Source organism: Marinifilum breve (assembly GCF_003202155.1).
Lineage (GTDB): Bacteria > Bacteroidota > Bacteroidia > Bacteroidales > Marinifilaceae > Marinifilum > Marinifilum breve.
In genome coordinates this window covers 1-26954 of sequence record NZ_QFLI01000001.1, presented here as the reverse complement: position 1 = coordinate 26954, position 26954 = coordinate 1, and the positions used below count along the sequence as shown (strand labels likewise).

General features: G+C 37.0%; 14 protein-coding genes. All 14 read left to right on the top strand.

The genetic code is table 11. The annotated features are described in order from the left end of the window. Window positions 1-584 precede the first annotated feature (584 nt). Window positions 585-3227: a helix-turn-helix domain-containing protein gene (locus DF185_RS00070; RefSeq protein WP_165835896.1), complete on the top strand. Its 2643-nt coding sequence runs from the start codon at window positions 585-587 to the stop codon at window positions 3225-3227. 552 nt (window positions 3228-3779) lie between these two features. Continuing rightward, window positions 3780-6869, top strand: a complete 3090-nt coding sequence (locus DF185_RS00065) for a SusC/RagA family TonB-linked outer membrane protein (protein WP_110358685.1) — start codon at window positions 3780-3782, stop codon at window positions 6867-6869. A 42-nt stretch (window positions 6870-6911) separates the two neighbouring features. Further along, entirely contained in the window at window positions 6912-8546 is a 1635-nt protein-coding gene (locus DF185_RS00060; RefSeq protein ID WP_110358684.1) for a RagB/SusD family nutrient uptake outer membrane protein, read from the top strand. A gap of 367 nt (window positions 8547-8913) precedes the next feature. Next, on the top strand, window positions 8914-11295 hold the full coding sequence (locus tag DF185_RS00055; RefSeq protein WP_133249907.1) for a hypothetical protein: 2382 nt from the start codon (window positions 8914-8916) through the stop codon (window positions 11293-11295). Between the two features lie 9 nt (window positions 11296-11304). After that, on the top strand, window positions 11305-13254 hold the full coding sequence (locus DF185_RS00050) for a glycoside hydrolase family 97 protein (RefSeq protein ID WP_110358682.1): 1950 nt from the start codon (window positions 11305-11307) through the stop codon (window positions 13252-13254). 392 nt (window positions 13255-13646) lie between these two features. After that, window positions 13647-14612, top strand: a complete 966-nt coding sequence (locus tag DF185_RS00045; RefSeq protein WP_165835894.1) for a PLP-dependent cysteine synthase family protein — start codon at window positions 13647-13649, stop codon at window positions 14610-14612. A 1345-nt stretch (window positions 14613-15957) separates the two neighbouring features. Next, window positions 15958-17259 carry a hypothetical protein gene (locus DF185_RS00040; RefSeq protein ID WP_133249906.1) on the top strand — a complete coding sequence of 434 codons (1302 nt, stop codon included), beginning with the start codon at window positions 15958-15960 and terminating at the stop codon, window positions 17257-17259. After that, the gene (locus DF185_RS00035) at window positions 17252-18175 is read left to right on the top strand and encodes a hypothetical protein (protein ID WP_110358679.1); all 924 of its coding nucleotides are present in this window, start codon (window positions 17252-17254) and stop codon (window positions 18173-18175) included. Before DF185_RS00040 ends, DF185_RS00035 begins: the two co-directional genes overlap by 8 nt. Before the next feature lie 7 nt (window positions 18176-18182). Continuing rightward, complete coding sequence (locus DF185_RS00030) at window positions 18183-19184, top strand: hypothetical protein (RefSeq protein ID WP_133249905.1); 1002 nt, start codon at window positions 18183-18185, stop codon at window positions 19182-19184. A gap of 3 nt (window positions 19185-19187) precedes the next feature. After that, window positions 19188-20363 carry a hypothetical protein gene (locus DF185_RS00025; RefSeq protein ID WP_110358677.1) on the top strand — a complete coding sequence of 392 codons (1176 nt, stop codon included), beginning with the start codon at window positions 19188-19190 and terminating at the stop codon, window positions 20361-20363. A 13-nt stretch (window positions 20364-20376) separates the two neighbouring features. Beyond that, entirely contained in the window at window positions 20377-21366 is a 990-nt protein-coding gene (locus tag DF185_RS00020) for a hypothetical protein (protein ID WP_133249904.1), read from the top strand. Beyond that, entirely contained in the window at window positions 21359-22411 is a 1053-nt protein-coding gene (locus DF185_RS00015; RefSeq protein ID WP_110358675.1) for a hypothetical protein, read from the top strand. Before DF185_RS00020 ends, DF185_RS00015 begins: the two co-directional genes overlap by 8 nt. Window positions 22412-22550: 139 nt before the next feature. Then, window positions 22551-26339: a BACON domain-containing protein gene (locus DF185_RS00010; protein WP_110358674.1), complete on the top strand. Its 3789-nt coding sequence runs from the start codon at window positions 22551-22553 to the stop codon at window positions 26337-26339. Between the two features lie 44 nt (window positions 26340-26383). Next, window positions 26384-26954 (top strand): DUF6443 domain-containing protein (locus DF185_RS00005; protein WP_207784532.1); only part of this gene is annotated, 571 nt, incomplete at its 3' end.

Here is a 26954-nt window from a genome sequence, read left to right as displayed (position 1 = left end):
ATTCTCATGTTAAACCCGCAAAAGTTTCAAAGGGAATTAAGGGCCTCGGCTTACTGACAAAAATAAAATCATTTTGTTAGTATTTATCTATCCTCGAAAATTTTTTATACCAACAACATTTTTTAACGGGTAAATCCTCCTTTTTTAAGGGGGATTTTTTTCTGATAGTATTGAATGGTTTTATTTGTGTATTCAGGTGTGCAAGATGTAAGCATAATGCATTCCCAAATCTGCGAAGGAGGACCAATAAAAAAACATTTCAATGATTATTCTCTTGTCCTTTGATGTATTGTTGCCACAAATCGATTCTTTGGTCAGTTTATACTCTTTTTTGGTCATATTGTGCAAGCGGAAAGCCTTTGTTTTTGCTTGTTTTACACAAGTATTAGGATTGGGGTTGGTAGTCTCGATCTAATACTTTGATCAGATATTACTAGTTGATTTTTGGTTTATGTGCATTTGAAACTGGTAGTAAATGATTCTGATATTTTAAATTTAGATGCGTGGCAAGAGTGGTTATACAATGTGGGAGATTGGGAGCCACTCTTGTTTTTTCTATCTTTGAATTTTAGCAAATGATTGGGATGCAAAGAAGGATTGTAACTTGTTTTTTTATATTTCTCTTGGGCTGCACTGTTCAGCTTCAGGCGACAAATTATTTTCAAAAGTTAAGCAAATTTACTACCGAACACGGTATTGTTAACAACACCATCTATTCCATTTTTCAGGATTCCACGGGAGGCATGTGGTTTGGAACCTTAGAAGGTTTAAGTTCTTACAATGGACTTGTATTTTCTTCCTATCCAATGACGGATTCTATCACGGGATATCCCATTACTCTAATCGATCAGATCAATCAAGATCAACTGCTTTTGGGAACAAGTAATGGCAGTTATTTATTTTCTATCTCAAGCAAACAATATCGTAAGCTTGATATACCGGGAGACTTTTCGCCGCTTACCACTCTGTTTAAAATTTACAACAGAAGCTATTTGAGTACCAAATCAGGAATCTATGAATTGGATGATCAGAGCAGGATTGGCATGAAACTCTTTGATCACTCACTTACTTGCAAACAGCTTTCTCCAGAGGGGAAATTGCTGTTGGGAACTGCAGGTAGGGGAGTTTGGCAGACAAAATTGAGTTCAGACTCCTTGTTGGTGCTAGATAGAAGCTATCTGGAACTGCAAGATGAGTCTGTGAAAGCGATTTCGTTCTTGAAGGAGGGAGAGCCTGTAATACTTACCGAAAATGCGTTGTGGCTAATGCAGGAAGAAAAGCTAGTACCTGTAATAGAAGGTTCTTTTTCTTCTATGAACATCTCGCAACACAACGAAATACTTTTGGGAACTTTTGGTGAATTTATTCAGCAGGTATACAAAGAAGGAGAAAAGTATGCCTTAAAGGATTACATCAACAGGGACAATGAGATATTTAATGACTTTTACGATGCTCAAATCAATGTGCTGTTTAAGGATCATTCCGGATCAGTATGGATTGGTACCAATAGAGCGGGACTGGATAGAATAGATAGAAAAAAGATAACCTACAAAAAGTACAAAAGTGATATTCAGGATGGAGAGCCTGAAGCAGGTTATATCAATGCACTCTTTCAGAATGAGAAGGGGAGTGTTTGGGTAGGAACCTCAGGCAAAGGCTTGTACCATCTGGATCGGAAAAAGGAGTGCTTAAACTCAGTGCCTATTTTTCCGGGGAATTTGAATGACTTGTATGTAGAAGCCATCTTACAGCACAAGGACAAGCTTTATGTGGGAACAAGGCATATGGGGATCATTACCACCTCGGTAGTGGCGGGTGATGATGCACAGGTAATTGCTTCAGGACAATTGTTTTCAAAAGAAGCAGGCCTGGCAAAAAATGACTACATCTATGCTTTGAAGCGCTTTGATGAGAACTTGTACATCTGTTCTTCTAAGGGGACCTTTGTTTATGGCTTTGATGATGAGAGTTTTTCGAAATTAGATTCTGTGCCTTCCATTAATTTTGCCCTCGATTCCTTGGATAATCAGTGGATTCTATCCTATAGAATGGAGCTTTACTTCAATCAACAAAAAATGGAGTTTGGGACCGAAGTTTCAGATTTTCACATTGGTAGTGATGGTGAAGTTTGGCTCGCTACAGGCAAAGGGGTTGCATTTCTGCCAAATGTGAATGCAAAGCCTGTATTTTACAATCCGGCAAAGAAGGTAATCGAGTTTACATCTCTGCGTAAAGACGAGGAGGGGAATTTTTGGTTGGGATCCCGAATGGGGATTTATCGATTCGATCCACAAACCAAACTATTTGCCAGCTATCAAATTGTAGGAGGATCGAAAGCGAATAGTTTTAATCATGCCAAGTTGTTGCAAGCTCGGGATGGTGAATTTTATTGGGGTAGCAATGATGGGGTAGTTTCAATCAATCCTCAGGCAAGCAGCTATCTTCCAAAGCCAATGTTTGTAGTTGAACAGGGAATGAAAAAGGAAGAATCCATATTTAATGTATACAATTTCTCCTATAATCATCAGGAGGAAAATGGACTCGCTTATCGGTTCTTTCATCCCGATTCAAGCTGGAATTACCTGCCGGGAGACAGATCCGTACTGGATTTTTCTCATTTGCACAGGGGTTCGTATCAATTGGATATTGCGGCAATTAATGCAGATGGAATCATGAATGACAAGTTTAAATCATTCCATTTCCAGATCAAGCGCTCCTTAAATGCTACGGCAAGCTTGTGGGGAATTGTTCTGATTGTATTGGCAGGTATTGTTTTTGGGTACTGGAAGACAAGAAAAGCGGCTTTGGCTTCGGGAGTTGAGGAAGAAGAACATTCTGAAACTGCGGAAGATAAAATCTACAGGGAATGGACTCAGGATGAGTTCATGCAAAAAGCCTTAATCGTTATTGAAGAGAATCTTTCCGATAATTCTTTTGGTGTGAATGAGCTGTACCTGGCAATACAAATGAGCAAATCGAATTTCTACCGCAAGTTGAAGAAATTTACTGATTTGTCGCCCAATGAACTGATTCGTTTCATTCGTTTGAGAAAATCCGCACAATTATTAATTGAGGCGAAACAAAGTGTCAACGAAATCGCCTACGAGGTGGGATTCAATTCGCCTTCTTATTTTACTCGTTGCTTTAAACAACAGTTTGGCATCGCCCCATCGGAATACAAAGAGCATTACAACACACTTTCTTGTACAGCCGAAAAAGTACATTAGTTTAAACACTTCCCTTTATCCCCTCTCAAGAGGGGAATCGAAAACCAAACTATCATCCCCCCTTTGGTCTTCCGACTAGAGTTCGGGTGACCAATAAAAAAAGACAACAACAGATCAAATACCAACATGCTTAGCATCTTGGAAATGCTTAGCATATTTACCTTTCCTTCAAAACTCCAAACCTCCATCTTCCCACTTTGGTCTTCCGACTTGAGTTCGGGTGACCAATAAAAAAAGGCAAGAAAGGAAGACTAAAAACTTTCGTGAAGCCGACAAGGAGAAGCGTGTTTTTTATCGATTTTCTGATTTCTCAGTTGACTTTGTTTAAAATTCTGTGATTTTAAGGCCAATTGGTCATTCCGTGCAGAATTTTGGTCAGCTTTTACAAGCTATAATGCCCTGTTTTCGGTTGTTTTGGACAAGTCAATGTTTGACTTTGTTTGCTTGTTTGAATCATTCAAATGGAATGAAAATGACAAGTTAATGAGCCGGGGATGCTCCCACCTTCCCTTGTGAAAAGCAATTATTAATTTTTAACCCAACTGAAAATTTATGAAAGAAATCACAGGAAGTTTGGCAAGGCAAAGCTCTTTGCTAAAGAAACGTTTTTTACGGACTGCAGGCTTGTGTTGTACTGTATCATTACTTACGGTCACTCCAACATTTGCTTCATCCAGTTATGAAGAGGCAGTTATAACTGCAGAGCAAAACCAGGAAAAACTGGTAGTAGGTAAGGTGGTAGATAAAAATGGTGAAGCTTTAATTGGCGTAAACATCATTATTAAGGGAACCTCAACGGGAACAATAACCGATTTTGATGGGAATTTCAAACTGAATGTATCTGATGGTGCAGTGCTTGTATTCACTTTTATTGGCTATCTCAATCAGGAGGTTATCGTGGCAAATCAAAGTACCATTAATGTAACGCTTGAAGAAGATGTAATGGGCTTAGACGAAGTGGTAGTGGTTGGATATGGAACTCAAAAGAAAGCCAATCTTACCGGTTCTGTATCAGCCGTGAAAGGAGATGAAATGGTGAAGAAACCAATGACCGATGCCCGACAGGCTCTTCAGGGAGTTTCAACTGGTGTTACGATTGTAGATCGTGGTGGAGCTCCAGGAGAGGAAGACTTGAATATCAATATTCGTGGTATCGGATCCTTATCGGCAAGTACATATCCATTGATTTTAGTTGATGGGATTGAGATGTCGATGAGTGATGTAAATCCAAATGATATCGAAAGTGTATCCATATTAAAAGATGCTGCATCTTCATCTATTTATGGTGCAAAAGCCGCCAATGGGGTTGTTCTTATCACAACAAAACGAGGCAAAGAAGGTGGATATAAGGTAGATTACAATGGGTACTATGGCTGGCAAACTCCGGCTACTTTGCCAGAATTGGTTGGTGCGGAAGATTATTTGAATCTGGTCAACGAAGCTTTGGTAAATGCAGGTATGAACCCTAAATACTCCCAGGAGTACATTCAGAAAACAGTGGAAGGAAACGATCCCTTAAATTATCCATATGTGAATTTATTTGAAGAACTGTTTGAAACCGCACCGGTTTTTAATCAATCTCTTCGAATTAGTGGGGGAAATGAGAAATCGAAAATTGCATTATCTCTCAATCACATGAAGCAGGACGGGATGCTCAAGAATGTGGAATCGGAACGTTTTGGTTTTCGTTTGAATACAGACTTTCAGGTGAAAGATAACTTTAAAGTAAGAGCTGATGTTTCCTTTAACCGAAGAGACAATGAAAGACCAAACAGAATGAATAGTGCCATAGGTGCAATTGTTGGTACTTCACCAGTTACGGTACTGAAACATCCTAATGGTGTTTACGGATTAAACAAGGACAATACCAACGCTTTGGCCTGTTTGGAAGTAGGCGGAATGAACGAAGAAAACAAAGAGGCTCTGAATTTGAAAATTGGTGCTGATTTGGAAGTATTGAGTGGATTAACACTTCGTTCGGATCTTTCCTATAAAAGCATTAACAACAGGTATAAGAATTATACTTCAGCCTATGATTTTAGGAATCCTGAAAATCCTGACGAAATAGTTCACAAGTGGACCCCAAGTAAGTTGGTAGACGGACGTTGGAATCAACAGGAAATTAACTTTAAGGCATTGTTGGATTACAACAAAACATTCGGAGATCATTCTTTTCATGCATTGGCAGGTATCGATGTAACCGAAAACAAAGCTTACGTTCTTAAAGGCGAAAGGACCAATATTTATAGCGATGACTATGTGGAGCTAAATACTGGTGATGCCGAAGGACAGATCAATAAAGGGTATCAGGAAGACTGGGCATTGTTTTCTTACCTGGGAAGAGTAAACTATACCTACAAAGGCAAATATTTACTGGAAGGAAACATCCGTTACGATGGTTCATCTCGTTTTGCTAAGGGCAACAAGTGGGGTGTTTTTCCATCTTTCTCTGCGGGATGGAGAATGTCGGAAGAGGACTTTATGACATCGCTTGAGTTTGTAGATAATCTGAAATTGAGAGGAAGTTGGGGACAGCTAGGAAATCAGAATATTGGTTACTATAAATTTACCTCTACAGTATATGCCGACTATCCATACAATTTTAATGATAAAGAAGTAAACGGATATTCTCAGTGGTACTATGCAAATACGGATATTACCTGGGAAACTACTGAAATGATTGATTTTGGTTTTGATCTAACCCTATTTAATAACAAGCTGGAAGTAGTTGCTGACTGGTATCAGAAAGATACAAAAGATGTATTGTTGGTACTGCCAATTTCCTACTTGACTGGTTTGGGCGCATCGGAAACCAATGCCGGGAAAGTTCGCAATACCGGATGGGAAGTTTCTTTAACGCACCGCAATGCCATTAATGACTTTAATTACTCTGTAGGTTTTAATATCTCTGATGTGAAAAATGAGTTGGTAGATTTTGCAGGGAATGAACCTTCCATAAGCGGATGGACCATATTGAAAGAAGGTGAATCAGTGAATGCATTTTACGGATATGAATCAGATGGGTTGTTCCAGTCGCAGGAAGAAATTGACAATCATGCCAGCCAACCAAACCAATCGCAATTGAAGCCTGGTGATATTAAATTGGTTGATCAGAATGGCGATGGTGAAATTAATGATGAAGACCGTAAGGTAATTGGCTCTTCCATTCCTCGATACAGTGTTGGTTTAAATCTTTACATGGAGTACAAGGGGTTTGATTGCTCAGCCTTTATGCAAGGAGTTATGAAAGCAGAAAATTATTTCTACGGGGCTCCAAACGAAGGACCTGCTTATGAGATTTTTACAACCAAAAGAGTGCTGGATCGCTGGACTCCTGAAAATCCAGATGCAACTTTCCCAAGATTGGAAGCTGCCTCGAATAAGAACAACTACCTGTATAATGATTTCTGGCTAAGAGATGCTTCTTACCTCAGATTGAAAAATCTTCAAATTGGCTATTCTCTTCCAAAATCTGTTTTGGAGAAATGGAAAATCGATAAGATGAGATTCTATATTGGAGGAACCAACCTGTTTACAATTACAGATGTGGAATCGGGATTGGATCCTGAAACCTATGACGGAAGACCAAATTATTATCCTCCGGTATCAACTTACACTATGGGAGTACAGCTCCGTTTCTAGATGTGGTTTATTGATTCGTTTAACTTGAAAAATACTATATAGATGAAAAATAATATAATAGGTCTGGCTTGTGCTTTACTATTTGTTTTAGCGGGCTGTAGCGAGGATTTTCTGGAACGATCACCTAGCGACCAGGTATCTTCAACAAACTTCTTTACGCAAGAGAAAGATTTGGTATATGCTGTGAATGCGGTTTATGCATCAATTGGCTTTAATAGTTGGGAAACAACATATGGGTATTCAACAGATTTGTTGCGCATTGAAAACTTAACCGATAATGCTCTGGATCATCATTCATGGAATGCTGGATTCCGTTTGGCAGACGGAACGGCTTCGGCATACGATTGGTATGTGGAACATCGTTGGAGAGAGCGATACAGAGGTATACAAAGAGTGAACAGAATATTTGAAGGTGCCGATGGTGTAACTGATATAAATGCTGAGAAAAAGGCTCGTTTGTTGGCAGAGGCGAAATTTCTAAGAGCCTATTTCTATTTTGATTTGGTGTACCTGTTTGGGGATGTACCTTATATAACAAATAGTTTAACACCTGACGAAGCTACTGAAAGCACAAGAACAGCAAAGCAAACCATTCTTGATGCAATGATTGCAGACCTTACTGCTGCAGCAACCGATCTTCCAACCTCTTATTCCAGCGATAATCTTGGGCGAGTAACCAAGGGTGCAGTGCTATCATTAAAAGCCCGCATCTTGCTTTACCAGGAAAAGTGGGGAGAAGCAGCCACTACTGCCAAAGAGGTCATGGATTTGGCTGTTTATACCATCTATCCAAGCTATCAGGAAATGTTTACCTATAAGGGAATTAACAATTCAGAGGTGATTTTCGACTTGCAGGAAATGCACGAGAAACAATGGAATTTTACATTGCAGAATTATGGTCCTAATTCTGTAGGTGGTTGGAGTAGTGGTTGTCCTTTGCAATCATTGGTTGATACGTACGAATGTACCGATGGTAACACCATTGATGTATCGCCATTATTCGATGAAAACAATCCATATGCAAATCGTGATCCACGCTTGACTCACTCGATTCTTTATCCAGGTCACGACTGGCGCGGTGGTGTTTTTAACTCCATTCCCGGAGCAACTTATCCTGGGAAGGATATTATTGCAGGCGATGATTTGACCGATGGAACAGGAGGACAATGGAACAAGACAGCAACTGGTTACAACTGGCTGAAGTACATCTCTGAAGATGATATTGACAATGGAGATTATTGGAACGGAGCCATACATTTTATTCTGATTCGTTATGCTGAAATATTATTAACTTATGCAGAAGCGAAAATAGAGAATGATGATATCGACCAGTCAGTTTATGATGCAATTAATGAAGTGCGTCAGCGCCCGGATGTTAATATGCCTTTGATTACCACAGGAAAATCCAAAGAACAACTGCGTACCATTGTGCGCCGTGAACGTAGAGTGGAGTTGGCTTTTGAAGGTTTGCGTCTTATGGATATTCGCAGATGGAAAATCGCTGAAAATGTAATGCCTGGAGTACCTGAAGGACTTACATATACCGACCCAAACTCAGGAGAAGAGTTGACTCTATCATGGGGAGAACGCACTTTTAACCCGAACAAACACTATCTGTGGCCTATTCCACAGACAGAAATAGATATTTCACATTTAGAACAAAACCCTGGATGGTAAAAGCATTTATTCCCGGAGGATTTCCTCCGGGAATGTTTAAACAATTACTTAGCCCTAAAATGATTGAGAGAATAGAATTGGTTTCAAACACTTAAAGGGTATGTCTTGAGAAATACAGAACATGATTCCAAGGCATAAAAAATGAATTTTATATGAAACGTCCATGAGTAAATAATTATTAACTCACGTACGAGGGTGATCATTTGCGAATGGTAATCCCGATGGTTATCGGGACCATCTGACTAATGGAAAAAATAATAACCAGATGAAACGAACATGTAAATTTTAATTAAAAAGTTGCACACAGGTGCATGATTAAAATTTTCATGAGAGTTCCATATGGCAACTGTAGACAAATTATAATCATATGAAAAGAACAATTGTAGCAATGGTCTTCTGGTGTCTCATTCAAAATGCAATGGGGCAGGAAAAGGTATTTCCGGGAGCTGATGAACAAACTCCTTCAAAGGCACAGTATTTTTCCTGGATCAACAATACCAACGAGGGAGCAACTGAAGAGCATACCTTAATTAACCTGGAATTTTTCCAATGGCTTCAGGATGAGTATGGGATGATTCTGGATATTTATGCTTTTGATGCAGGAGCCATTGATGGAAAACGCTTTTATGGGAGCATCTATTCAGACCGCTTTAAAGAGCAGTTTCCCAATGGATTTGACCCTATGTATAAAAAGGCGAAGGCCATGGGAACTCGACTGGGAGTGTGGGGAGGACCCGATGGTTTTGGAGAGAGTGAAGAAGAAAAACAGTCACGCATCAATCAGATGGTGAGTCTTTGTAAAGATTATGAATTTGCCCTCTTTAAATTCGATGCGGTATGTGGACCTTTGCGTCCGGAAAAGGAAGATGCTTTTATAAAGATGATGCAGGAGTGTCGTGTTTATAGTCCCGACTTGATTCTTTTAAATCACCGATTGGGATTGAGCAAAGGAAAACCGTATGCAACAACATTTCTGTGGGGGGGACAGGAAACTTATATTGATGTGTTTACGTCCAATACCACCACAGCTCCACATCATAGAGCAGGTGCCCTGGAAAGAGGCTTAGTACCAGGCTTGAAAAGACTAACCGAGGACCATGGGGTTTGTATTTCTTCCTGTTTGGATTATTGGGATGATGATTTGATTCTTCAGGCTTTTAACCGCAGTATGATATTGGCGCCAGAGATTTATGGCAACCCATGGTTGTTGAAAGATGATGAATTTGCCAAGTTGGCAAGAATTTACAACCTACATCGCAAGTACGGTAAAATTCTGGTTAATGGAATGGTGTTGCCTGAAGAAAAGTATGGGAAATCTGCGGTTTCAAGAGGTGATGATGCAAGCAGATTACTTACGTTAAGAAATTTGACCTGGGAACCTGTTACTTACAAGATAAAACTAGATCATGAAATTGGACTGAATGCAAAAGGTGAAATTGAAGTGCGTCAGTTCCATCCAACAGAAAAAATATTGGGCACTTATCAGCTTGGGAGTGAAGTTGAAGTAGAAGTAGCACCATTTCGTTCTTGCTTAATTTTGGCAACAGCCAATCATTGCGATGAGCCTGGAGTAAGAGGTGTAGATTATGAAGTGGTACGAAATGTTCCCGGCAAGTCGACTCTTATCAAGCTGTTGGGCATGCCTGGTAGCAATTCGAAAATTCAGCTGGTAAATGCTGACAAATACAAGACGGCAACTCTTAATGGAAAGTCAGTTTCCTCATTGCTCAAAGGGAAGTCGCTTAAGCTTAAATTTGAAGGAGAAGCTTTAAAGCAGAAAGCTCACCGAAAATTGGCTGATTTAGTAGAAGTTGAAATTCCACAGGATGCAAAGGCACTCTATGAGGCCACCTGTTATGCGGCCGACAACAATGCACTTGAAGTTCGCTCACTGGAGAGATCAGGTGCCAGTAATATCCCTCAGGTTCAGGAGGCTCGCAATGCCTTCTTTAATCAATCTGTTTTTGTAGAAAGAGGAGTATGGGATAAAAACTTGTTTGATGGTGATAGGAAGACAGGATTTTGGCCCAGCAGAAAATACAATATCGACCAAAAAGTAGAGGGAGGATGTTTTCGTCTTGATTTGGGTGAAATCACTGATGTCAACCAGTTAGTTATTAGGGTTCCCGATGATTTTTCGCTGCAGCCACTATTAAAAGATGAAGGAAATTATGCTGAAGTTTCTACGGATCTGAAAAGCTGGAAGACGCTTACTTACTATGCAGGGGAAGAAATGAGAATTGATATCAACGGATCGGTTCGCTACATCAGATTGTGGGATCAGCCAGGACGAATTGTGGAAATTGAAGCTTGGAAGGATGGACAGATGTTGGATAGAAGCAAATGGAGAGCATCCAACCTGTTTGCACATACAAACAGGAAAAAAGCCCAAAAGGCATGGAGTTCAAAATTCAATCTGGATGAAATTCCTGAGGGGAGCTACTTGTCAATTGCTATTGAAGGGAAACATGGAATCGAAGGAGCTTATGCTGCCGCAAAAATAGATGGTGAACTGGTAGGATGTCCCGATAGAAGCGTTTCTTTTCCATCCAATACCTGGGAATTTGTGAATGCTAAAAGAGATAGCAATTACACCTATTATCTTCCATTAAATAAAAACATGAAAGGAAAAGAGATTGAAGTATTTGTTTTGGGATTTGACAAGAAAAATCTTGATTTCAAACCGGAAGTATGGATTTCTGCTTATCCATCACCTTATGAAGAACAAATCTTAGAACTAACCAAATAAACGAGAACCATGACTAAAAAAATAATTTGTCTTTTTTGCCTTTGCCTGTGTATAAGCACAGTGTTTGCAAAAGACTATCAATTGCAATCGCCAGATAAAAAAACAATCATAAGAGTGCATACGAGAGAGGACTTAACTTTTTCAGTGCATTACAAGAAAACCCCTCTGCTCAATCCTACGGTAATTGCCCTGGAACTGGAGGGAATCATCTTGGGTAAAGAGCCGAAAGTAATCCGAAAGAATACCAATTCCGTAAACAGAGAGATTAAACCGGAAGTATGTGAAAAGAGTGAACTGATTCAGGAAAACTACAACGAACTGAAACTGACTTTCGAAAAGGGATTTGATGTGGTTTTCAGGGCTTACAATAATGGTGTTGCCTATCGATTTGGCACTCACTTGCCGGGTGAAATAACTGTGAAATCAGAAAAGGGAAATTTTAATTTTCCGGAAAACAATATGGTCTACTGGCCAAAGGAAAGAAGCTTCCATTCCAACAATCAGGTCTATTATGACTTTACTTCTCTGGGAGAGCTATCCTTAAAGGATCTGGGCAGTTTGCCAGTATTAATGGATACGGGCAAAGGCGTAAAGCTGGTAATCGGGGAAACTGACCTGGAAGATTATCCGGGAATGTGGTTCAATGGAGCAGAAGGGAATACTTTGGTTTCTACTTTTCCTGCTTACCCAAATAAAACAGAACAGGTGGGCGATAGAGATGTATTCGTTAGAGATAGAAAAGATTACATAGCCAAAACCAAGGGAAGCAGAACATTTCCCTGGCGCTACATTGCTATTGCAGAAAAAGATGGTGAACTGATAACCAATCAACTTTCCTGGTTGCTGGCTGATCCTTGCGAAATTAAAGATCCCACATGGATTAAACCTGGAAAAGTTGCCTGGGATTGGTGGAATGCCAACAATGTTTATGGCGTTGATTTTCGTGCCGGAATTAATACCGAAACCTACAAGTATTACATCGATTTTGCTGCTGATTATGGCTTGGAATATATCATACTGGATGAAGGTTGGTATGAGCTGGGAAATTTACTGAAGATCGTTCCGGATATTGATATGGAGGAACTTACCAGCTATGCGAAGAAGAGAGGAGTAGGGCTTATTCTTTGGGTGGTTTGGAAAACATTAGACGATCAGCTGGAACCTGCCTTGGATCAGTTCCAAAAATGGGGAATCAAAGGCATCAAGGTGGATTTCATGGATAAAGACGACCAGTGGATGGTAAACTACTATCACAAGATTGCCAAGGAATCGGCAAAGAGAGAGATTCTCGTGGATTTCCATGGTTCATACAAGCCAGCAGGTTTGAGAAGAAAGTTCCCGAATGTGCTTACCCGCGAAGGAGTAAATGGAGGAGAGCAGTACAAATGGAGTCTCAGACAAACTCCCGAGCATAACCTGATTACCCCTTTTTCACGCATGGTGGCTGGCCCAATGGATTATACCCCAGGAGCAATGAACAATGCTCAAAAGAAAAATTACAAACCGATATTTGATCGTCCTATGAGCATGGGAACACGTTGCCACCAATTGGCTATGTATGTGGCCTACGAGAGCCCATTGCAGATGCTCTGCGATAATCCATCGAATTATCGAAAAGAGCCTGAATGTATGAAGTTTTTGTCCGCAGTACCGGCTGTTTGGGATGAAACCAAAGTGTTGGAGGCAAAAATATCCGACTACCTGCTTCTTGCCAGAAGAAAAGATAAAGAGTGGTATTTGGGTGCAATGACCGATTGGGATGCACGCACACTGCAATTTGATCTTTCTTTCTTACCAAAAGGTAAAAAATACAAAATGACCATTTATCAGGATGGGATCAATGCAGACAGAAATGCCACAGATTTTAAAATGATAGAGATCATTGTGGATAATACTTTTCAGTATGAATTGAAAATGGCTCCAGGTGGAGGTATGGCTGCAATGATTCAACCCTTGTAAATGATTAATTATAAGTTTTTTTGAAAATAGAAAAGCTTACGTAGTTTTTGCGTAAGCTTTTTAAATATCTTGATATTACATTTATCTGCTGATTCTCAATATTAAATTCGGTTTATATCGGAAGTCTAAACTGCTAATTTTGATACAGAAAGTGATTTAATTCACGAAATCAAATATTTAGTGTATTTGGATAATGAATAGGATTCAGAAAAGAATGTATTCGTATCAAATTTTGTAATGATAGGAACTTGAAGGAACAATGACTTTATTTGGATTGATTTTATATTTCCCAGCTACAAACAGAACCACCGTTTTTTTTGAATAAGTACTAGTTTATTATGCTGTATATGCTATTTTTACAGCTTATTATTCAAAAACGGAAAAGAACTACTATGTCAAAAATTGAAGCATTAGACCTGATTGGCCAAACCAATTTGGTGCATCTTAAGACACTTGATCCAAAACCAGGAGTGGAGATCTATGCCAAACTGGAATACATGAATCCTACTGGAAGTACAAAAGACCGAATTATAGCTTATATGGTTCAAAAAGGTATTGAAGAAGGAAAAATCAATAAAAACACCACACTTGTTGAGGGAAGTTCCGGGAATACAGGTGCCTCTGTTGCCATGATTGCATCCAGCATGGGATTGAAATCAATTATTTTTGTTCCGGATAAATGTAGTGAAGAAAAGATTGCAATCATTAAATCGTACGGTGCGGAAGTTATCGTTAAGCCTGAGCTGACATACGGAAAATTCCCAGCCCTTAAGGCTGCCGAAAGTCCAGATTACTATCATGTCGATCAATACAACAACATATATAATCCAGAAGCCCATTACATGAGTTTGGGTAAAGAAATTTGGGATCAAATGGACGGGAAGATCGATGCCTTTGTAGCTTCAGCATCAACAGGCGGAACCATTTCCGGAGTGGCAAAGCGATTAAAAGAAAACGATTCTAATGTAAAAGTAGTCCTGGCAGATCCTAAGGGTTCTGTTTATAAACCATACTTCGAGGGCAAAGAAGATTATATGGATTATATAGAGTCATTTCATGTAGAGGGAGCGGGTAAGACTAAAATTTGTGCCACCATGGACTTCGACCTTGTTGACGAAGCCATTGAATTTGATGATGAGAAAGCCATAGCTATGGTACAGCGACTTGCTCGTGAGGAAGGCCTAATGGTAGGTGGTTCAAGCGGCGGTAATGTTTGGGCGGCTCTGGAAGTTGCAAAGAGAATGGAAGGTCCTGCAAAGATTGTAACTGTACTACCCGATAGTGGTTTTAAATACTTGAGCAAAATCTTTAACAAGGAGTGGTTAAAAGAAAAAGGTTTTGAACATTTGGCCAACTAATTAACAGAACTTCATCTTAGATTACTGGTGAGTGCTTTCTGCTAGTATCTAATATAAAATAAGTCAACACAAGCCACTTGCAATTAAATGCGAGTGGCTTGTTTATTTCCATAGCATGCTTGTTCGATAGCGAGGAGGTAAAACAGGGCTTTTAAAGATATGTTTTATTCTGACGTACGGGCTTACTTTCCGATACAGAATATTCAACACAATATAAATGAATTCGTTGTGGTGATTGGGTCACAAATAAACTTCGCAATATAATCAATATTAGTACCTTGTAGTGTTTTAATTCGAATTGTAAGAATCTGATTCAAAATACTTATTTGAAAAATGGAATTTCTAATTTGTTATTTCAAATTTAAGTAAAATTTATTAATTACCATACTAATTATGAACAATAATTTGTAGTATATACTAAATGTTTAGTCTATAATATTCTTACAATTTTTCATTTATTCTACTGAATTGAATTACCAAAGTAATTAACATTTTCTTCTCTCATCAAACTCTTCAAAATCTCACATAATTCAAGTGTTAAGGAATGATTTTTTAAGAAATAGGTTGATAAGGAGCAATTGCAATTTATATCAGCCATCGTTTTATACATGACGAACTTCTTTTAAATGATTGTAAGTGAATTAAAATTTCCACACTCTAAGCATTGCTTGGTTGTATCAAAGCTGGTTGTATCTTCTATGTATCCTAATCTTTTTATTAAAACTATGTTGTATAGAGTGTCCTTTGAATCTGTATCAATAATAATGTGCTATATTTTAATCAATTTATTTAAAAATAAAATGATACAACAGATATGATAAGTTTAAATTGATGTTTATTAAAATAAACAATGCTATTTATTGAGATTACGATTAATTCATTATATGGAAATTTAATAAGTATAAATATGTAAGATAAATATCAGTATTTAGAAATATAATTATCTCTAAAAGTTAAATAGAGACTAATCTACTGAAAGTAATACATATAGCTAGTCAAAATTAATATATGTGCAGTAAGAAGGACTTATTAATGCACTTAGTTAAAATGTTAAGAATAAATATAAATAAGGAATATATTAATTATTTAGTATTTAATTTGGGTTACCATTTGTTAAAATATGGTATTAATATAATACTATATGCAATATGAAAGTATTTTATATAAAATGATTGGGGAAAATAGCATAATGATCCCACAGTTTATAAAGTATTAGAGTAAATAAACATTTAATTAAGATATAAAGTAAATGTTAAAATATACTAAAAAATATAATATGTAATTTTTCATATTTACTATTAATTGAGTTGTTAATGTGTTTAATGGAGAAATTTAAAAATAGAAAATGAATAGAATTAAATATCTTATGATGATAATTGTTTTGTTTCCTGCCGTATTTACAGCTACAGGACAAACTAACACATCGCCATTACCTGATGGAAATACTAAGGTGGGGGGATTCTTAAATATTGGAATTGGAAATGAAGTTTGGAGTGATGCCACTAGTTTGTATTTCAACTATCGAGGAAGTGCAAAGCAAACTCACTTTTGGAATTTAGGGGGTAGTAATGGGAAGCCAATACTCTCTTTGTATCATACTGGATTGGTTGGTATCGGCACTCAACAGGTAGAAGGTAATTTACAGATCGGATCTGGAACATTAAATGGTATGCTTTGTCTTGGTGGTGGAAAGGGGTATGCTGGGATAGGTTCTACCAGATCGGATGGAGGACTGGTTTTAGGAAAAAACATTTATGCCAGATACAGTGATGCGTCGGATAATTTTGTTGCCCGAGTTGGAAAATCAAACTCTTCAGGCTTTTCAGGGATCAAGTTGGGACAAAATGGCTTGATTGACTTCTTTGGTAAAAGTGGCAACGTTACTGAAGATGAAGTAGCCAATTCAGAGAGCAATATAAAGTTAAGAATTGATTCTGATGGTCGTGTCGGAATAAATACTACAGATCCAAGATCCAGACTTGACTTGGGGCAAAGTCTGGGAGCCAATAAAGGTTTGCGCCTTGGTGATTACATCGAGATAAACGAATGGGAAACGATTAATAATGCAGGAATCATAAGTTTTAATGCTGTTATGAATACCAATGATGTTAGCAAATTCGATCCGGTCTGGGCGGGATCTACCTCAGCATCAGGAATGATCATGGCAATGGAATCAGGAGGAAAAGGAAGTTTGGATTTCATGGGTCGAATTTGGGGAACTGACCCGAGCCCAAAAAGCTTGACCGATTTTACTCATGTCATGAGGTTGAATGTTGATGGTACGGTTGGCATAGGCATGAGAAATACCAAGGGGCATAAGCTAGCAGTTAAGGGTTCAATTGCAGCCAGTGAAATCAAAGTAACCGATGTGAGCTTCTGGGCCGATTTTGTTTTCGAAGATGATTATCAATTGAGGAGTCTTGAAGATTTGTCATCCTATATCCAAGCCAACAAACACCTACCGGATATCCCATCTGAAAATGAAGTAAAAACCAATGGTATCTCTGTTGGAGATATGAATGCAAAGCTATTGCAAAAAGTGGAAGAGTTGAGTTTGTATCTCATTGATATGAACGAGCGACTCAAAGTTGTAGAAAAGGAAAATAAAGAGTTAAAAATAATATTGAATAAGAAAGAAAATGAATAAATGCAAAATTTTACTTGTTGTATTATTGGTGATTATGTTTTTTAAGAGCCAAGTATTGGGACAAGATGTTAGTACAGGTTTGGGAGCGCCTTCATATGGAGTTTTAATTAAGGCTAATTTTCCTGGAGCCAATGGAGGATGGTCTAGAGGTTATCGGATTTCAAATCAGGATAACACAGAGAAATTCTTTGGATTAGGGGCAATGGGATCAATTAATAATGGCATTAGCAGCTTTAGTTATGGATGGGTTGGAAAAAGTTATGACAAAGCATCACTTTATTTTTTAGCCAATGGTAATGTTGGTTTGGGTGTTAAGAATCCTTCTGAAAGATTTGAAATTTATAAATCAACTACTTCTCCCGGTGTTCTATCTCTTCGAAGTAATAGAAATGATGCACAACATGTAGATGTGGGACGCATTACTGCCAAGCAATTGGAAACTGAAGTTGCCAGGATTGGACTTTCCAGGGGTAAAGGAACGTACACAGGTTATCTAACATTTTGGACTAAAGCTGAGAACTCCGAAGAGTTGAAACAAAGTATGGTTTTGGATGCAAATGGAAATCTTGGTATTGGTACCAACAATACAAATGGATACAAGCTGGCTGTAAAAGGATCTATGGCAGCTTCTGAAATTAAAGTTTTAGATGTAAGCTCTTGGGCCGACTTTGTATTCGCCGAAAATTACAAACTAAAGAGTTTAACAGAGCTGGAGCATTTTATCAAAGAATACAAACACCTTCCGGATATTCCTTCAGAAAAGCAAGTGAAACAGGACGGCATATCAGTTGGAGAAATGAATGCAAAACTGCTTCAGAAAATTGAAGAACAATCACTTTATATTATTGAAATGAATAAGCAAATCATTGAATTGCGAAAAAGATTAGAAACTCTTGAACAATCATCAATTAACTAATCAGGTTATGAGGAAGACTATACTATTTTTTTTGTGTTTGTATTTGTTGAAATCTTCTTTGGCTCAACAAGTAGGTGTCGAACAATTGGTTGCCAAGCAAACTTACAGAGGAATATTTAAAGTTGGTGGAGATAAGGATACTTACTATCCTGTTGTTTTTAAATATGGAGGGCAAAATGAGATTAATAATTTAGTAATATTTCGATCGTATCATGAAGCAGGACCAGATAAGTTAAGTCCTACACATAAAGGTGGGTTAACCTTAGAAATTGATGTAAATTATGGAGGTTGGGGAGGTTCTACTTATGATTGGCGTATTATGGATTATCGACAAACCTATCATTCCACCTTTGGAAAAGCAGAATTTGGAATGCATTATAAAGGTTTTATTGTTTGGTTGAGAGGGGGTGGATTCATATATCACTATGAGTCTGAAAAACCAGCTAATTTACAAGTGTGCTATGCCTCTGAACAAATATTCGATGATCCAAATCCAATTTACGATGTTTATGCACCTCCTGCAATAACTCAGGTAGATGAAACTATAATTAATGCCCATAGAAATGATTGTTGGGAGTATATTAAAAGAAAGCCATTTGATCAAAGGGGACATCTTGGGATTTTAACTCCAGCCTCAAATTATCCTTTAGATGTAAATGGCACCATTCGTGCCAAAGAAATCAAGGTAGAAACCAATTGGGCAGACTTCGTTTTTGAAGAGAATTATCAATTGATGAAACTATCAGAACTGGAAGAATTCATTAAGGAAAATGGACACCTGCCAGAAATTCCAACCGAAGAACAAGTGGAAGAGAGTGGAATTTCATTAGGAGAAATGAATTCTAAATTGCTTCAAAAAGTAGAGGAACTGACACTTTATGTAATTCAACTTTCAAATGAAAATAAAATTCTTAAATCACAAATAAAAGTGAGGGATGAAGAATCAAATGAAATTGACTCTCTCCGAAAAGAAATCGAAAAAATCAACTCAATACTATTTAAAAAATAAGAAATGAAAGAAATAATTTTCTTAATGCTATTAATTACTTTAAGTTTTTATTTAAAAGGTCAAGGGTATAAAACAACTTCGGGAAATACAGATTACCATCACTTTGTGAGAACGGGAGGTGGAGCTGCCGTGTATATAAATCAAGTTTCTTTAGGGAATTTTCCAATCTTACGTTTATCTAGTGGAACTGCAGAAGCTAATCAATTAGTTAAGTTTTCTGTTGAAAATAATGGAAGAGTTGGAATTGGTACAACGAACATAACTGAAAAACTAAATATGTACATTGATGGCACAAGCCAAGTGGCTACATTGTATGGTAATAAAAACACGGGTTTGGGCACATCAAATGGTTTTTTGGTCGGGATAGAAGCTGCTGGTAATGGTATTGTTTGGAACAGGGAAAACAATTTTATCCGATTTGGTACAAATGCGCAAGAAAGAATGCGAATAACTTCGGATGGCAAATTAGGATTAGGTACTGCATCACCTGTTGATAAATTAACGGTAGTAGATGGAAATCCAGTTTTAAGTTTACGTGGAGCTGCGGTAAATCAATTTGAAGGAGGACGGATTCGCTTCTGTGAATACTCAAATTCGCAAGCGCAAGGAGCTTTCATTCATTATGACGCATCTAAGAATATTTTTAATCTAGGGGTTCATGATATAGGGGGCGAAAATGAGATTGTAAACGACAACAATGCAATCTCAATCATCAGATCTACCGGCAATGTCGGCATAGGAACCCAATCTCCCGGTAGCGATCGATTAGCCGTCAACGGCACCATCCGTGCCAAAGAAATAAAAGTTGAAAGTTCCAATTGGGCCGATTTCGTATTTGAGGATGACTATCAATTAAGAAATATTGAAGATCTCGAACAATTCATAAGTCAGAATGGACACCTGCCTGATATTCCCAACGAAAAAGAGGTGGAGAAAAATGGCATCTCCTTGGGAGAGATGAATGCCAAGCTGCTTCAGAAAATAGAGGAGTTGACCTTGTATACCATCCGATTGAACAAGGAAAACCAAGAGCTCAAAAAATCACAGGAAGAATCTAATGATCGGATCCAAGGGCAAGAGAAAAAGATGAGGAATCAGGAACAAAAGTTAAATTCATTCAAAGCATTGGAAGAGCGTCTAAAGACTCTTGAAAACAAATTCAATAATCAAACACCTTGATAAAAGTTTAAACATGCAAAAACCACTTTTTATTACGAAGAGTATTGCTCTTTGTTTGTTAATTGTTTGTGCGCATTTAGTTAATGCACAAAGTATTACTACCAACCGAAATCTGGTAGGTATGGAGCACAACTTGCTCTTCGATGCAAATAATCGTTTTACTGTTACTCAAACTGGTAGTGCCACTGTAGAATTGGATCGTCTGTTTGATGGAAAGTTTCAACCATCATATTCAGGTAATGGAGTTACTACAAATAATCCTACGGTAATTTTAATTGAAGATTTACCAAATCACCATACACAAGCAAAGGCTATTGTTGGTTGGTCAACACGATATTGGAATGCCAAAAATTTTAAAATAGAAGGCTATAATGTTTATGGTACAGAAGGTTGGAGAACGCTTGCTGATTATACTTCTATTGATTTTTCGTCTTACGAATTTCAAATGCAACTTCCTAGTGGTAGTTATACCAAGTTAAGGTTTACATTTTACTCTGCTACCGGAGAAAATGGAAGGATAGGTCTTTCTGAAATTTTCTTTCTTCATCCAGAGGTTTCACTTCCTTATTATGGATTGAAACATGGTTGGGAGTTGCGAGGGGATGATTTATACAGAAGAACAGGAAATATTGGGATAGGTATTGATGATCCCAAAGCTAAATTACATGTAGATGGTAATATTCTAGCCAATGAAATTAAAGTACAAGCCCAAACTGCTGATTTTGTTTTTGAAGAAGATTATCAATTGAAAAGTTTAGAAGAGGTAGAACAGTTTGTTCATAAAAACAAACACTTGCCAGATATCCCATCGGCTAAGCAAATGGAAGAAGAGGGAGTTGGTTTATCAGAGATGAACAAGTTGCTATTGCAGAAAATAGAAGAACTCACACTTTATATGATTGAATTGGAGAAAAATCAGAAGCTACAACTAAATCGGAACATTCAGTTAGAAAAACAACTTATCGAGTTAAACAATCAAATAAATAAATTAAAGAATGAATAAACTTAATTTTCTAATTCTCTTTGGATTTTTATTAATTCAATTGATGGGTGCAAATGCACAAACACAAATCCCCAATACAAATATCTATACCAATGGTGATAAAACAGGAATCAACAATCCTGTTCCTAATGCTAATTTAGATGTGAAAGGGAAAGCAAAGTTTCGGGGGCTAAATGGAGGAAAGGGAAGTATTGATGAAAGTTTGGCTGCAGTTTTGATTGGAACCGGACAAACAAGAGCAGGAGTGATTGGATCATATTTTCCAGGTATAGGATTTAATCATTTATTAACTTATTCTAATTCAACAACAGTTGGTTGGGATAATCAGATGCATGCTTGGATAGGAACTCGATTAGTAGCGACTCCTGCGTCAGAATTATCTGCACTTGTATTTGCAACCACTACAAATACAGGTAGTACAGGCACCCAATTTCCAACAGAAAAAATGGTCATTATGCCAACGGGAGAGGTTGGAATTAATACCAAATCACCAACGGGTAGTTTGCATTTGAAGATGCATAATAATTCTACGGCTCATGCATTTACTTTGGAATCGTACAATGGCAGTAGTAGGTGGAATATTTTACCAGAAGCGTCAACGAATGCAGGTTATGGAGATCGTTCTCTTCTGTTTCATTCAAGTATTGCCGGATATGTGATGAGTTTAAATGGGAATGGAAATGTTGGTATTGGCTTGAATAATCCTAAAAATAAATTGGAAGTCAATGGTACCATTCGTTCTAAAGAAATAAAAGTTGATGCCAATGGTTGGGCGGATTTTGTTTTTGAAGAGGACTACAAACTTAGGAGTTTGGGTGAGTTGGAATCCTTTATTGGTACAAACAAGCATTTGCCTGAAATTCCATCTGAAAAAGAAGTTAATAAAAATGGAATTTCAGTTGGTGAGATGAATGTAAAATTACTGCAAAAGATAGAGGAGTTGACTCTTTATGTAATTGACCTCAATAAGAGTGTAAATAGCTTGAAAACAGAAAACCAAAGGTTAAACCAGGAAATGGAAAATTTGAAGAAAAGTGTTAATTGAAATATTATGAGGAGGTTGGATAATTGGTTCGAAAAGATAAAATAACATTTCAAAGTAAGTGTAATTAATAAATTGAGATGCAGTTTCTACAATAAGAAGGTGTAGAATGATTAACAAAATAGATCAAAAAGTTTGAAGTATGATTTTTTTAAAAAATGCCTTTTGTGCGTTGTGTATACTATGTTTTAGTAGTATTCTCACTGCTCAAATAAAATTACCCTCGGTTGATGCTCAAAGCTTATTTGCTTTTGAAAGCAACAATATGAGTTTGTATTCTGGAGGATGCGGAGTGTCTGTACCTTTATACACAATTGAAAGTTTTGTAAATGTCCCCATATCCATCAGTTACAGTGGAGGGCATGGAATAAAAGTTAGAGAACATGCATCCCGAGTTGGTTTAGGATGGTCGCTTAATGCTACTCAATGTATTTCTAAAGTAATTAAGGGGGTGCACGATTCTGGACCTAATGGCTTTCACCAATATAGTAATACTAATTATGGTGATGGTGGATATATTGATTGGAATAGCTCTCCAAGTTCAAATGAAATATATCAATTAGATTATGAACCGGATCTGAATTATTATTCGACACTCAATCGAAGTGGAACTTTTTATCGGGATAAAAATGATAATTTCATACAAATACCTCTCTCTAACACTAAAATACAAGGTAAATTCGAAGAAAAATCAGGAGAATTTATTATCACAGAAACCAATGGTGTTAAGTATATTTTTTCTGAAGTTGAGCTTACTAAAAATGAAATAATACTTCCAGGATATGGTAATGCAGATTATTTGTCATCATCTTGTTATTTAAAAAAAATAATTTCAGCTGATGAAAGTAACGAAATTCAGTTCTTTTACAAAGATGGATTAGAGAGAGTCTACAATTACGATAATAGTGGAGAGCCAATGGTTGTAGTTCCTAATACTGAAATATTAGGTTATCCGAAGAGTTATTCTGAGACCAAAACAAAAGTGTTGGATTATATTTCCTGGAGTGGTGGGTCGCTTAATTTTATCTACAATGACAATAGAAAGGATTTAATTGGTGGACTCTACCTTCAAAGCCTTATCCTTAAGGATCTGGATGGAAAAAAAATTAAAACTTTTAAGTTTGATTATAGTTATTTTGGCAATAATAGAACTTATGCTCTGGATCAAGTAGAAAACATTCCAATCGAAGATGAAAATAGAGGGTCTGAACTACGCTTAAAGTTGGACGCTGTGTATAGTATGGATACAGAGGAGCAAAAGGTTTCGACTTATAGAATGGAATACAATATAAACGAATGGTTGCCTGAGCGAAGCTCCTATTCAATAGATCATTGGGGATACTATAATGGGGCAGATAATATCAATTTATGTCCACATGCAAATTTAAACCCAGATGGAAGTACTAGTTCCATGCAAGTTGCAAATCGTTCTGCTAATTCATTTTTTGCCTTGGCCGGAAGTTTAAATAAGATTATTTATCCTACTGGTGGGCATTCTGAGTTTATTTACGAAGGGAACTCAGTTCCTGGTAGCTCACTTGATTCAAAGGTGCAAAATCTATTTAGTGAGATTGTATTAATGACAGAGAGTACTCATGAAAAATTGATAGGGGATGTGCTTGACTATAATTACCTTTATGGAGATAGATCAGCTACATTGGATTGTTCAAAAATAACTAGAGATAAAAAAATTGAGATTCGTTTGGATGATTACCCAATTACTGACAATGCTGTATTTGTGACATTTAAAAATTTGGATACTAGCGAGACAGAGACAATTACCATCAATGAAAATAAGCGAAGTTATTATTTAAACAAAGCGGGTAAATATAAGGTAACAGCTCGCAGTAACCAGCAAAATTTAACTCAACGTTGGGATTTGAGTTTTTCTTGGAACTCATTAATATCTTCTATTGATCCTGAATCCAATTTTACAGTTGGAGGACTTCGTATTGCAGAAATACGAAATTCAGATGGAGATGCCAAAGTGCAAATAAAGCGCTATAATTATCAGGACGGAGATAAATCTACAGGATATTTGGTAGAATCGCCTCAATACTTATATGTAAAAGATAATCGATTACCAGTTAATACTTATTCTAATTTATTCTACGCAAATAATCCGATTTTCCCTTTGAAGTTAACTAAGGGGTCTGTAGTAGGATATTCAAAAGTTACTGAGTATGAAATAGGAAACGGTAAGCAAGAGTATTATTTTTCCACTGCATACAATTGTCCTGATGTTTTAAATTCATCATTTAAGACACCTCCTTATTCAAATTCAGCAATAATTAGCGGATATGGAGAAGTTCCCTATTTCCCTTTGGCTGAAAAGCAATCTAATGAAATGTTTAGAGGGCTTTTGTTAAGCAATAAGATTTTTAAGGAATTGGCTCCAGGTAATTATAAGTTGCAAAGAGAGATTGATTATTATTACGACCTCTATAAGTTGGATAATTTACGTTATGTACCTAATGAACATCTAGTTAAAATTAATAATGACGCGATGTTTCCGGATGCTGTTAAGAGTATAAAGGGGCAAAAAATCAAAAATATTAAGGATATTATATATGGGATAGAGTACTTTTTACATAGTGGGGCTACTTTCAAACAAAGAAGCGTTCAAACAGACTATTATGAAGGAAAGAATATTGTGTTGGAGAATGAATATTTATATAATAGTACAGGACAACTTATAATTGATAAGCAACAATGTTCGGATGGTACACTACAAAAGGAATATCAATATCCAGGAAAAGCACACTTACTCTATGGCTTAAATATACTGGATACACCGATAAAGGTAAAACAGAAGAAAAATTCCTTATTAGTAAATGAAAATGTTACTGAATATGCAATTTTTAATGGCAATAATAAATGTGTTCTACCAAGCAAGGTAAAGGAAGCAGTTATAAACAAAGATCACAAAGTTATCTCATATGATGATGTGGTAGAATATTCCAAATATAAGCAAGAGGGAAAGCCAATTGTAATTAAAGACAAAAGTGGTATCCAAACTGTTTATGTTTGGGGGAAAAATGAGAATTATCCGATTGCTAAAATCACTAATGCAAATTATGCACAAGTATATTCTAATACAAATTTACTTAATAATATTAAAGAGTTGGATAATATAAAAGGATTGGAGCTTGATTCAGAGCGATTAAAATTGAAAAATTTAAATCATATAATTCGAAGTCAATTGACATCCTCCTTTGTTGAAACTTTTACATACTTACCACTTATAGGTCTTGAATCAAAAACTGACCCTAATGAACTTACAAGTTATTACAAATATGATTCATTTGGAAGGTTGGAGAGAGTAACAAATTCGGATAATGAGTTGGTTAAATCCTATTCCTACAATTATGGTAAAACAATAGAACCCATTTTAAGTTTATCGATTGATAATTTAAATTTTAGTTCAAATTTATCTACTAAGCAATTAGTTATTTCGTCTAATCAGAATTGGAAAGTGACTTCAAATGAGTCATGGTTAATATCTGATAAAACTATCAGCAGTAATAATGGAACAGTTGGTATTACTTGTTTAGCCAATAGTGGAGCAGAAAGGAATGCTGTTCTTACGGTGGAGGCCGGAGGAATGGTGAAATATGTAAGTGTGAAACAGGAAGCAGGAATTAGTTTAAGTGTTACCCCAAGTTCAATAAGTGTTCCAGCTATGAGTTTGGATCCAAAATATATTGATATAAACAGTACAGCAGGTTGGAGTATTTCTTCCAATGTATCATGGATTAGCTTTGATAAAAATTCTGGTGTAGGAAATGGAAGAGTGAGTGTATACTTTGTACAGAATGATTCTCTTGACGCTAGAAATGCTATGATAACTGTTAGTTCGGGACAAGTAAGTCGTGTTATTAATATTACTCAAGATGGATCTGTTGACTTTGGAGGGCCAGGAAAAAAATAGGTGGTTCAGGGGAAATAAAACGAATTATATAAAACATTACTCAGATGAAACGAAATTTAAATCAAATATTACTTTTGTGTTTCTTGCTATCCTCCTTCTTATGCAGTGCCCAAACACAAAGCAAAAACTACATAAAAAAATCCGTTCCCCAAACCCAAAGTGGTTTGAGCGGGAACACCATGCACACGGTTCAATACTTCGACGGTTTGGGGCGTCCCGATCAAAGCATCCAGGTGGGGGCCAGTCCCAATGGTTTTGATATGGTACAGCCTATTGATTTCGATGAGTTTGGACGTGAGAAAAAGAAGTATTTGCCATATACCTTGAATAAAGCGAATGGTGGAGAGCATATTCCTAAAGATAAGGAACTACTTCAAGCTAATTGGGCAATTTATGGCAGTGAACAAAATTATGCTTATTCGGAAACCCAATTCGATGGCTCTCCATTGAACAGGGTCGAAGCTCAAGGAGCTCCGGGGTCGGCCTGGCAGGTAAATGGCAAAAATAAAGTTCAAATAGACTATGCTACCAACCATGGAACTGAAGTATTGCTTTTTGAATTGAATGGTGACAAACTGGAACAGACAAAACATTACAGTGCGAACCAGTTGTACA

Bases quoted from the DNA above. Each gene is read 5' to 3' on its own strand.
- DF185_RS00070 (WP_165835896.1), top strand. From the start codon at position 585: ATGCAAAGAAGGATTGTAACTTGTTTTTTTATATTTCTCTTGGGCTGC.
- DF185_RS00065 (WP_110358685.1), top strand. From the start codon at position 3,780: ATGAAAGAAATCACAGGAAGTTTGGCAAGGCAAAGCTCTTTGCTAAAG.
- DF185_RS00060 (WP_110358684.1), top strand. From the start codon at position 6,912: ATGAAAAATAATATAATAGGTCTGGCTTGTGCTTTACTATTTGTTTTA.
- DF185_RS00055 (WP_133249907.1), top strand. From the start codon at position 8,914: ATGAAAAGAACAATTGTAGCAATGGTCTTCTGGTGTCTCATTCAAAAT.
- DF185_RS00050 (WP_110358682.1), top strand. From the start codon at position 11,305: ATGACTAAAAAAATAATTTGTCTTTTTTGCCTTTGCCTGTGTATAAGC.
- DF185_RS00045 (WP_165835894.1), top strand. From the start codon at position 13,647: ATGTCAAAAATTGAAGCATTAGACCTGATTGGCCAAACCAATTTGGTG.
- DF185_RS00040 (WP_133249906.1), top strand. From the start codon at position 15,958: ATGAATAGAATTAAATATCTTATGATGATAATTGTTTTGTTTCCTGCC.
- DF185_RS00035 (WP_110358679.1), top strand. From the start codon at position 17,252: ATGAATAAATGCAAAATTTTACTTGTTGTATTATTGGTGATTATGTTT.
- DF185_RS00030 (WP_133249905.1), top strand. From the start codon at position 18,183: ATGAGGAAGACTATACTATTTTTTTTGTGTTTGTATTTGTTGAAATCT.
- DF185_RS00025 (WP_110358677.1), top strand. From the start codon at position 19,188: ATGAAAGAAATAATTTTCTTAATGCTATTAATTACTTTAAGTTTTTAT.
- DF185_RS00020 (WP_133249904.1), top strand. From the start codon at position 20,377: ATGCAAAAACCACTTTTTATTACGAAGAGTATTGCTCTTTGTTTGTTA.
- DF185_RS00015 (WP_110358675.1), top strand. From the start codon at position 21,359: ATGAATAAACTTAATTTTCTAATTCTCTTTGGATTTTTATTAATTCAA.
- DF185_RS00010 (WP_110358674.1), top strand. From the start codon at position 22,551: ATGATTTTTTTAAAAAATGCCTTTTGTGCGTTGTGTATACTATGTTTT.